Consider the following 8,777-nt stretch of genomic DNA (forward strand, 5'->3'; position numbering starts at 1 on the left):
GGCTCGCATGACACACCGCAACGGCGGCGACCTGCTGGTCGCCGTCCTGAAGGAACTCGGCATCGACACGGTCTTCGGCATCGTGTCCGTGCACAATCTGCCCCTCGTCGAGGCCGTCGACCGGGAGCTGCGCTTCGTTCCCGTGCGGCACGAGGCCACCGCGGTGAACGCCGCCGACGGCTGGGGGCGGGCGCGGGGCACCCTGGGCTGCGCGCTCACCTCCACCGGGACGGGCGCCGGCAACGCGGCCGGGTCGCTGGTGGAGGCGCTCGCCTCGGGCACGTCCGTCCTGCACGTCACCGGGCAGGTCGACAGCCGCCACCTGGGCAGCGGGCGCGGCTTCATCCATGAGACGAAGGACCAGCTCGGCATGCTCGCCGCGGTGTCCGCGTACGCCGCGACGGTGCCGGACACCGCGAGCGCGGGGCGCCTGCTCCGCGAGGCCGCCGCCGCGGCCCTGGCCGTGCCCGGCGGACCGGCGAGCGTCGAGTGGCCGATCGACCTCCAGTACGCCGTGCAGCAGGACGTCCGCGGTGAGCGGGCCGCGCCCGCCGAGGGTCCCGGGCCGGACCCGGACGCGCTGGCTGGCGCGCGGGAGCTGCTGGCCGGTGCCCGGCATCCGCTGATCTGGGCGGGCGGCGGGGCGAACCGGGCCCGGGGCGAGCTGCTCGCCCTGCTGGAGGCGACCGGCGCGGGCCTGATCACGTCCAACTCCGGCCGGGGCGCGGTCCCCGAGGACCATCCGCAGGTCATCGGCAACTTCGCCACCACTCCCCCGGTCCGCGCCCTGCTGGCCGACGCCGACGCGCTTCTCACGGTCGGCACCCACTTCCGGTCCAACGAGACGTCCGACTACGACCTGCGGCTGCCCGCCGCGCACGTCCAGATCGACGTCGACGCCGCCGCGCTCGGCCGGGTCTACCCGGCCCGGCACGCCCTGCACGGCGACGCCGCCCGCGTCCTGCCGTCGCTGACCGCGGCCGCCGTCCCCGCCGCGGCGGACTGGAGCGCCCGCGTGCGCTCCGTGCGCGAGGAGGTGCGGGCGGCGCTGCGGGAGGGCATCGGCCCGCAGGCGGCGATCTGCGAGGCGCTCGCCGCGGCCCTGCCGCGCGGCGCGGTCGTCGCCCGGGACGTCACCATCGCGTCCTCGACGTGGGGCAACCGGCTGCTGCCGATCCACGATCCGCGCGCCAACGTCTTCCCGCGCGGCGGCGGCATCGGCCAGGGCCTCGGCATGGGCATCGGCGCCGCGCTCGCCCGCCCCGACGCGCCCACCGTGGTCATCGCGGGCGACGGCGGACTCGCCGTCCACCTCGGCGAACTGCTCACCCTCGCCCAGGAGCGGCCCCCGCTGCTGCTGCTCGTCTTCAACGACGGCGGCTACGGCGTGCTCCGCAACACCCAGGACCGCTACAGCGACCGCCGCGCCGGCGTCGACCTGCACACCCCCGACTTCGGACGACTGGCCGCCGCCTGCGGGCTGCCGTACGCGCGCGTCGCCGCCGAGGCCGACGCAGAGGGGGTGATCCGGGAGGCCCTCGCCTCCGGCGGACCGACCCTCGTGGAGGTGGACCTGGCCGCCCTCGGTCCGATGAAGAACCCGTTCACCCCGCCCGTCAAGATCCCCACCGCGGAGGGAGGCCCCCGATGAACGACACCGACGACACCGAGGAGCAGCGGCTCGAACTCCTCGTCCGCCGTATGACGTGGGAGGCGGACGGCGTCCTCTCCGTCGAGCTGGCCGATCCGGCCGGCAAGCCCCTGCCGGCCTGGACCCCGGGCGCCCACCTCGACGTTCACGTGGGCGGCCTGGTGCGCCAGTACTCGCTGTGCGGCGACCCGGCCGACGGTTCCTCCTACCGGATCGCCGTGCTCGACGAGCCCGCCTCGCGCGGCGGTTCGCGCCATGTGCACACCAAGCTGCGTCCCGGGCAGCGGGTGGCGACGGCCGGTCCGCGCAACCACTTCGTGCTGGAGCCCGCCGGATCGTACGTGTTCGTCGCCGGCGGCATCGGGATCACCCCGATCCTCGCCATGGCCCGCCAGGCGGACCGGGACGGGATCCCGTACCGCCTGGTGCACGGCGGGCGCTCTCGCGCCGCCATGGCGTTCGGCGGGGAACTGGCCCGGCTCACCGGCGGCGAGGTCACGCTCGTACCGCAGGACGAGCAGGGGCACGTCGACCTGGCCGCGGCACTGGACGGCCTGCCGGCCGACGCGCTGGTGTACGCGTGCGGCCCCGAACCGCTGCTGGCCGCCCTCCAGGAGTCGTGCCCGCGGGGCCGGCTGCGGCTGGAGCGGTTCGCCGCGCCGGCGGTGGAACGGTCCGGTGACGACAGCGCGTTCGAGGTGGAGTGCCGCAGGTCCGGTGTGACGGTGTCCGTGGACGCCGCCACCTCCGTCCTGGAGGCGGTCGAGGCGGCCGGGGTGTCCGTCACCTCGTCGTGCCGCGACGGCATCTGCGGCAGCTGCGAGACCCGGGTCCTGGCCGGTACCCCCGACCACCGCGACTTCCTGCTCTCCGACGCCGAGCACGAGACGGGCGGCACGATGATGATCTGCGTCTCGCGCTGCGTCTCCGACCGGCTCGTCCTCGACCTGTGAGCCCTCCCGTCCCGCCGTCCCTCCCGGAGACCCCGATGACGACCACGACCACCACGCCCACCACGCCCACCACGCCCACCACGCCCACCACGTGGCCCTACCTCGACCCGCACCAGTCCCGCACCCACGCACCCACCCCGTACGAGGTGAAGCTCGCACGCACCCTCGAAGCGATCTTCACCGAGGACGGTCACGACCTCGCCGCCGTGGTCGCCGGACTCAACGCCCGCCAGGTACGCACCCCCGACGGGGAGCCCTGGACCGAGGAGACCTTCCGTACCGAGATGCAGCGCCTGGGAGCCTGAGATGAGCCTCACCACCGACGTCACCGCCGACCACGTCTACGCCAACGGGCTGCGCAACCAGTGGCACCCGGTCGTCCCCTCGCACTTCGTCGAGCCCGGCGGCCTGCGGAAGGTCACCGCCCTCGGCGAGGACTGGCTGCTCTTCCGGAGGGCGGACGGCACGCTGTCGATGCTCGCCGACCGCTGCCCGCACCGCGGCGCACCGCTCTCCCTCGGCAAACACCTCGGCGACCGGGTGGCCTGCTGGTACCACGGGGTGGAGGTCCGGGGCGACGGCACCGTCACCTCCGTGCCCGGCCTGCCCGGCTGCAACCTGGAGGGCAAGCGGCTGGTCGCCTCCCTGCCGGTGCGCGAGGTGGCCGGCGCGGTCCTCGCGTACTTCGGCGACGAGGAGCACCCCGAGCCGGCCGGCCTCACCCTCCCCGAGCCGCTGACGGACCCCGGGACCGCGGCGTTCCTGTGCTACGCGGAGTGGAACGTGCCCTGGCGCTTCGCCATGGAGAACCTGCTGGACCCGATGCACGGCGCCTTCCTGCACCACGAGTCGCACACGATGTACGACGGCGACACGCAGGCCAAGTTCCGCATCCGCGAGACGGACCGCGGCTACTTCTTCGAGAAGACCGACCAGCGCGGCGTCAACTTCGACTGGGTCGAGCTGTGCCGCACCGGCGTCGACTGGGTCGACCTGTCCATCCCCTACCCGCCGTCGGCGGGACCCGGCGGCGCGTTCGGCATCGTCGGCATGGCCTGCCCGGTGGACGAGCGGCGGACCGGGGTCTTCTTCTGGCGCTACCGCAAGGTGACCGACTGGCAGCGGGACACCTGGCGGTTCCTGTACCGGACGCTCATCGAGCAGCGCCACTGGGAGGTCCTGGAACAGGACCGGGTGATGCTGGAGGCCATGCCGGCCGACGCCGACCGGTTCGAGAACCTCTACCAGCACGACCTCGGCGTCGTACGGCTGCGCCGTCTCTACCGGCAGCAGGCCGAGGCGCAGGCCGCCGCCGGCTGAGCCGGGCGGAGTGACTCCGCTCCCCGGTCCGCCGCCGGGGCGGAGCCGGAGGGCGGAGCCGGAGGGCGGCTCGCGGGCGGGGCACTCGGTCGCCCGCCGGCCGTGCCGTCCTCCGCCCGCGCCTACGCCCCCGCCCGGGCCGCGGCCCCGGCCTCCGCCTCCTCGTCCGCCTCTGCCGAGGCGACGATGGAACGCTCCAGTTTCGACAGCAGCCGGGCCAGCTGGCGCCGCTCGGCCGGGGACAGTCCCGCGAGCATCCGGCGCTCGTTGTCCAGGTGCTCGGCGAACACCTCGTCCACCTTGGCCAGCCCGGCGTCGGTCAGCCGTGAGTAGACGACACGGCGGTCCCCGGCGTCCCGTTCCCGCACGAGGAAACCGTCCTTCTCCAGCCTGTCGAGGCGCAGGGTCACCCCCGCCGACGAGATCAGCCCCGAGTCCGCGAGCTGCCCCGCCGTCAGCCGGTAGGGCGCACCGGCCCGGCGCAGCGCGGTGAGCACGTCGAAGCCGGCCACCGCCAGACCGTGCCGTTCGATGGCGGCGGCCAGTTCGGTGTTGTAGCGCAGGAAGCTGCGGTGCAGTCTGGCCAGCACCTCCAGCGGTGACGTGTCCAGCTCGGGCCGCTCCCGGGCCCAGTCCTCGATGATCGCCGCGACGGCGTCCTGCCGGTCCACCGCTCTCTTCCCCGCCATGACCGCCCCTCCCTACGCTCCGCCGACCACTCCCCGAAATCTTAGCCCTGAAATAATCCGCCCGATGCCCGGAGCCGCACGAGGTCGACCTCGGCCGGTACCCCCGCGTCGAGGAGGTGCTGTGGCGGCCGGGACTCCATGGACCCTGCGGCGCAGTGTCCCCCGTCGTCGTGTCAGGCGACGTGATGGGCCCTGACGGGCATGGCCAGGGTGGTGAGATCGCCGCGGTCGGCGGAGCGGACCGTGACGGGCCGGCCGTCTCCCCTCAGGTCGAGCATCACGTCGGGGCCGATCGCCGTGCTCACGGCGGGGTAGAGGGTGGTCAGCTCGAACCGGACCCGGAGGGGCCGTCCCGTCGTGGTGGCGGGGAGCGGGACGCCGGGGTGCGCGTCGTCCGCCGGCACGACGGTCACTTCGTCGTCGGCTACGTGCAGCGCGACGCGTTCGCCCGGCTGGTCCTCCAGCGCGCGCAGGAGCAGTTCCTTGGAGACCGTCGCACGGGTGGTGACCTCGTCCAGTGACGCGATCATCAGCCGGTGGTCGGGCCATGCACCGGACAGCAACCGGCAGTGCAGGTCCTCCCGGCCGGTCACGCGGAGCCGGATCCCGTGCGACACCGCTTCGAGCCGGACCAGTGCGCTACGGCGGATCCCGGCGGCCGCGGCCCTCAGTTCGTCCCCGTCGACCGTGCCGGCCCATGTCCGCCCCGGTGGTTCGACCGGCACCAGGGTGCGCATGGAGAGCCGGTAGCGGTCCGTCGCCGTCAGGGTGAGCGCGTCGTCACCCGCCTCCAGGCGCAGCCCGGCGAGGACCGGCATCCCGGGCTCGTGCGTGGCCGCCGTCAGGACCTGCTCGACGGCATCGGCCAGTACGGGCCCCTTCAGCGCGGCGATCGGAAGGCCCGGCACGTCGCCGAGCGCGGACTTGACGACGGCGGCCTTCCGCCGTGCCGCCGCCGCGTTCCCGACGACGTCGGACACGTGCTCGTCGAGCAGCCGGGACGCCTCCTCGGCCCCGGCCCCGAGGACCGCCTCGACAGCAACGAGGGGCATGGCGATCTCCCGGAGCTGCCGCAGCAGGGTCGCCCGGTCCAGTTGGTCGGCGCTGTAGTAGCGGTAGCCCGAGACCGGGTCGACCTCGGCAGGTGGCAGCAGTCCGGAATCGGCGTAGAACCGCAACGCGCCGGCGGTCAGACCGCTGCGTCGGGCGAAGGTTCCGATCGGCATCAGTTCATTGTTCGGCACGTCGCCATCATCGGGTTTCGTCCCACTCGAAGGTCAACAGCGGGGTGGGACCCGGGTGCGCCGCTGCGGACTCGGCCTACCGGTCGGACTTGGCCGTGTCCCCTCCGCGGGTCTGTTTCTTTCGCGGTGCCGGAACCGGTACAAGTGCCATGACCCGCACACCGGACCCGCTGAGCGCATCGCGACCCGACGGCTCAGGCCCGACGCCCCGGAGAGCCTCCCATGAAGATCCACCTGTCCAGCGTCTTCGTCGACGACCAGGAGAAGGCCCTGCGTTTCTACACCGACGTGCTGGGCTTCGTGAAGAAGCACGACGTCCCGCTCGGGGAGGACCGCTGGCTGACCGTGGTCTCGCCGGAGGATCCCGGCGGGACGGAACTGCTGCTGGAGCCCTCGGGCCATCCCGCCGTGCAGCCGTACCGGACGGCGCTGGTCCAGGACGGCATCCCGGCCACCTCCTTCGCCGTGGACGACGTTCGGGCGGAGTTCGAGCGGCTGCGCGGGCTCGGGGTGCGCTTCGCCCAGGAGCCGCTGGAGACCGGCCCGGTCACCACCGCGGTCCTGGACGACACCTGCGGCAACCTGATCCAGATCGTGCACAGCGAGTAGGGCGCGCCGGCCGGACACCCGCGCCGGCCGACGAGACACCGGCTAGTGCGGGAAGCGGCGGGGCGGGCGGGTCACCGTGTTCTCGCGGAACTCGGCGATCCGCGCGTGGACTTGACGCATGAGGTGGGTGTCCTCGATGCGGTCCAGGTAGAGGCAGCGGGCCGCCAGGCCCGGCAGGTCGAAGGCGAAGTACAGCGACATCAGCGGATTGATGAACAACTCGCTGCCCCGGGTGCGCTCGGTGAAGCGGACGTCTCCGAACGAGCCGCGCACGGCTGCCGCGATGGAGCCGTTCACGATGCTGGGACGGTCCGGGGTGTGGGCCTGGCCGTGCGCCACCGCGTCGAGGTACAGCGCGCCTTCGTCGGTGGTGCGCTGGATCGAGAACGCGCCGAGGTACGCGCCGTCCCGCTCCAGCGCGGCGATGTTCTCCAGGACGTGCACGTGGTTCACGCCGTGATAGGCGTCCACGCCGAAGCCGACCGACACCACGAGCCGGATCGGTATGTCGTCCAGCGCGGCCAGTGCCGCCACGCTGGTCATGTCCTCCTCCGGAGTGCCGAGGCCCGCTTCGTCACCGCGCAACAGGATGTCCGTACCGCCGTCGACGAGCACGACGGCGTCGATGCCGTGCAGTTCGACCAGGGCCCGGTAGGCGGCGCGCAGGGGGCGCACGCCGGTCTGGGGGAAGGCGTACACGGTGGCCGGGTAGCCGTGCCGGCGCAGCCACTGGGCGAGGGTCCGCTCCGGGAAGTAGCTCTGGTGCGGAGCGGAGTCGGCGGTGACGACGGCCAGGTCGGGGGCGGCCCAGTCGTCGAGGGGGAGACCGGCGAGGGCGCTGAAGGAGAGGTTCGCGAGATGCACCTCCTTGCCCTGGTGCAGCAGGGAGAGGGCCAGCGGCAACCCCGAATAGATGTCGAAACCGCCGCCGGCGCCCGCGACGAGGATCCGTTCGGCGTCGGCGAGCCGGGTGAAGAGCGGGTTGGCGTGGAGGGGGATCATGGCGGTCATTGTCCGAGAAGTGGCCGCCGTGCGCCCGGAATTGTGGCCGCGACGGCGACCGCGCGGCAGCCCGGACCTCCCTGCCGGGCGGGCCGGGGTACACGGCGCCGCTTGCCGTGCGCGCCGCGGTCGTGGCGCGCCGTCTCGCCGTGACGGTGGTCACCGCGCGCACCGGGCGGGCCGCCTCATCGCCGCCCGACGGTCCGGATCAGGCGCCCGGTGGCTGCCGGCCGGACCCGGAACGCCGCCACAGCCCGAGCCGGTAGCCTCCGCGCCGGCCCGCCGCACCCCAGCCACCCCAGTCACCCCAGTCAACCCAGCCGCCCCAGCCGCCCCAGCCGCCCCGGCCAGCCGTCGCCGCCCGTCCGGGCCCACTCGGCTCCGCTCGGCCCGACGGCCCGCTCGGCCCCCCTCGGCCCCGCTCCGCCCCCCCTCCGCCCGACGGTCCGCCACGGCCACGACCGTACGTCGGACGGCCGCCGCGGGTCGGCCGAGACCAGTACTCGGCAGGCGACCGCGGACAGCTCGTCGCGGTCGGCGGGAGACAGGGCGCGGCGCAGGAAGCGGTGGTAGAGGTGGTGCATCTCCACGCTGTCCCCGTAGGGCTCGTGGTCGGAGGTCTGCACGTAGTCCATCCGCACGGCCGTCGACTCCGACAGGCGGGTCAGCGCCTCGTGCCGGCGCACCGGATCGGCGGCCAGTTCGCCGAGGCGTCGAGCCAGGCGGCCGTCCGGGCGAGCAGCAGCGGCAGGTCCTGTACGGCGTCGGCGAGCTGGGCTGAGTAGGCTGCGTCCGTCATCGGGTGAGGGGCGGGGTGCGGGCCACGGCGGCGTGCCGGCCGGTCGCCGACGCGGTGTGCGCGGCCGGGTGGGGGGAACCGGTACTCCGGCCCGCCGGGATGGACACCACCTGTGCCGGGCACGCGATGCGAAGACCGCACCAGGGCGGAGCGGTAGGACGAGAACGGGTGACATGTGTTGGTGAAGACTTTCCGCTGGGCCTTCGCGGTCACGGGGCTGGGGCTGGTCGCAGGCGTTCTCTACGGCGGCTGGTCCGCCCTCGGTGTCGTGGCGATCCTGGCGGTGCTGGAGATCTCGCTGTCGTTCGACAACGCGGTGGTCAACGCCGGGATCCTGAAGAAGATGAACGCCTTCTGGCAGAAGATCTTCCTCACCATCGGTGTGCTCATCGCGGTGTTCGGCATGCGGCTGATCTTCCCGGTCGTGATCGTCGCGGTCAGCGCCTCGATGGGCCCGGTCGAGGCCGTCGACCTCGCCCTGACCGACAAGGACCGCTACCAGCAGCTGGT

Annotated in this window: 11 protein-coding genes; 6 read left to right on the forward strand and 5 right to left on the reverse strand. The window is 73.6% G+C overall.

Going from position 1 to position 8,777, the window contains the following annotated elements; all coding sequences use genetic code 11:
- Window positions 1–7 precede the first annotated feature (7 nt).
- Genes ACFYWQ_RS36420 through ACFYWQ_RS36435 form a run of 4 tightly spaced genes read left to right on the forward strand, consistent with a single transcriptional unit; the run spans window position 8 to window position 3,924 of the window.
- Window positions 8–1,651 (forward strand): thiamine pyrophosphate-binding protein, encoded by a 1,644-nt coding sequence (locus ACFYWQ_RS36420; RefSeq protein ID WP_389522724.1) that lies wholly within the window; start codon window positions 8–10, stop codon window positions 1,649–1,651.
- Window positions 1,648–2,604, forward strand: a complete 957-nt coding sequence (locus ACFYWQ_RS36425) for a PDR/VanB family oxidoreductase (RefSeq protein WP_389522725.1) — start codon at window positions 1,648–1,650, stop codon at window positions 2,602–2,604. Before ACFYWQ_RS36420 ends, ACFYWQ_RS36425 begins: the two co-directional genes overlap by 4 nt.
- 35 nt (window positions 2,605–2,639) lie before the next feature.
- On the forward strand, window positions 2,640–2,909 hold the full coding sequence (locus tag ACFYWQ_RS36430; RefSeq protein ID WP_389522727.1) for a recombinase-like helix-turn-helix domain-containing protein: 270 nt from the start codon (window positions 2,640–2,642) through the stop codon (window positions 2,907–2,909).
- A gap of 1 nt (window position 2,910) precedes the next feature.
- Window positions 2,911–3,924 (forward strand): Rieske 2Fe-2S domain-containing protein, encoded by a 1,014-nt coding sequence (locus ACFYWQ_RS36435; RefSeq protein WP_389522728.1) that lies wholly within the window; start codon window positions 2,911–2,913, stop codon window positions 3,922–3,924.
- 122 nt (window positions 3,925–4,046) lie between these two features.
- On the opposite strand, the gene ACFYWQ_RS36440 is transcribed toward ACFYWQ_RS36435, so the two are convergent.
- A complete protein-coding gene (locus tag ACFYWQ_RS36440; RefSeq protein ID WP_389522730.1) occupies window positions 4,047–4,613 on the reverse strand; it encodes a MarR family winged helix-turn-helix transcriptional regulator in 567 nt (188 codons plus the stop codon).
- A gap of 173 nt (window positions 4,614–4,786) precedes the next feature.
- Window positions 4,787–5,839 carry a MerR family transcriptional regulator gene (locus ACFYWQ_RS36445; RefSeq protein ID WP_389522732.1) on the reverse strand — a complete coding sequence of 351 codons (1,053 nt, stop codon included), beginning with the start codon at window positions 5,837–5,839 and terminating at the stop codon, window positions 4,787–4,789.
- Between the two features lie 240 nt (window positions 5,840–6,079).
- On the opposite strand from ACFYWQ_RS36445, the gene ACFYWQ_RS36450 reads away from it, so the two are divergent.
- Window positions 6,080–6,466 carry a VOC family protein gene (locus ACFYWQ_RS36450; RefSeq protein ID WP_389522733.1) on the forward strand — a complete coding sequence of 129 codons (387 nt, stop codon included), beginning with the start codon at window positions 6,080–6,082 and terminating at the stop codon, window positions 6,464–6,466.
- Between the two features lie 42 nt (window positions 6,467–6,508).
- On the opposite strand, the gene ACFYWQ_RS36455 is transcribed toward ACFYWQ_RS36450, so the two are convergent.
- The 3 genes from ACFYWQ_RS36455 to ACFYWQ_RS36465 form a co-directional block, all read right to left on the reverse strand.
- Window positions 6,509–7,468 (reverse strand): DUF1152 domain-containing protein, encoded by a 960-nt coding sequence (locus ACFYWQ_RS36455; protein ID WP_389522735.1) that lies wholly within the window; start codon window positions 7,466–7,468, stop codon window positions 6,509–6,511.
- A gap of 311 nt (window positions 7,469–7,779) precedes the next feature.
- Entirely contained in the window at window positions 7,780–8,154 is a 375-nt protein-coding gene (locus ACFYWQ_RS36460; RefSeq protein ID WP_389522737.1) for a hypothetical protein, read from the reverse strand.
- Entirely contained in the window at window positions 8,133–8,267 is a 135-nt protein-coding gene (locus ACFYWQ_RS36465; RefSeq protein ID WP_389522738.1) for a hypothetical protein, read from the reverse strand. Before ACFYWQ_RS36465 ends, ACFYWQ_RS36460 begins: the two co-directional genes overlap by 22 nt.
- Before the next feature lie 175 nt (window positions 8,268–8,442).
- Here ACFYWQ_RS36465 and ACFYWQ_RS36470 point away from each other — a divergent pair.
- Window positions 8,443–8,777, forward strand: a 335-nt coding sequence (locus ACFYWQ_RS36470) for a DUF475 domain-containing protein (RefSeq protein WP_389522740.1), incomplete at its 3' end; no start/stop codon positions are given.

This window comes from Streptomyces sp. NPDC003247 (assembly GCF_042888135.1).
Classification (GTDB): Bacteria; Actinomycetota; Actinomycetes; order Streptomycetales; family Streptomycetaceae; genus Streptomyces.

Coding starts and splice junctions, on each gene's coding strand:
- ACFYWQ_RS36420 (WP_389522724.1), top strand. CDS start 8: ATGACACACCGCAACGGCGGCGACCTGCTGGTCGCCGTCCTGAAGGAA.
- ACFYWQ_RS36425 (WP_389522725.1), top strand. CDS start 1,648: ATGAACGACACCGACGACACCGAGGAGCAGCGGCTCGAACTCCTCGTC.
- ACFYWQ_RS36430 (WP_389522727.1), top strand. CDS start 2,640: ATGACGACCACGACCACCACGCCCACCACGCCCACCACGCCCACCACG.
- ACFYWQ_RS36435 (WP_389522728.1), top strand. CDS start 2,911: ATGAGCCTCACCACCGACGTCACCGCCGACCACGTCTACGCCAACGGG.
- ACFYWQ_RS36440 (WP_389522730.1), bottom strand. CDS start 4,613: ATGGCGGGGAAGAGAGCGGTGGACCGGCAGGACGCCGTCGCGGCGATC.
- ACFYWQ_RS36445 (WP_389522732.1), bottom strand. CDS start 5,839: ATGCCGATCGGAACCTTCGCCCGACGCAGCGGTCTGACCGCCGGCGCG.
- ACFYWQ_RS36450 (WP_389522733.1), top strand. CDS start 6,080: ATGAAGATCCACCTGTCCAGCGTCTTCGTCGACGACCAGGAGAAGGCC.
- ACFYWQ_RS36455 (WP_389522735.1), bottom strand. CDS start 7,468: ATGATCCCCCTCCACGCCAACCCGCTCTTCACCCGGCTCGCCGACGCC.
- ACFYWQ_RS36465 (WP_389522738.1), bottom strand. CDS start 8,267: ATGACGGACGCAGCCTACTCAGCCCAGCTCGCCGACGCCGTACAGGAC.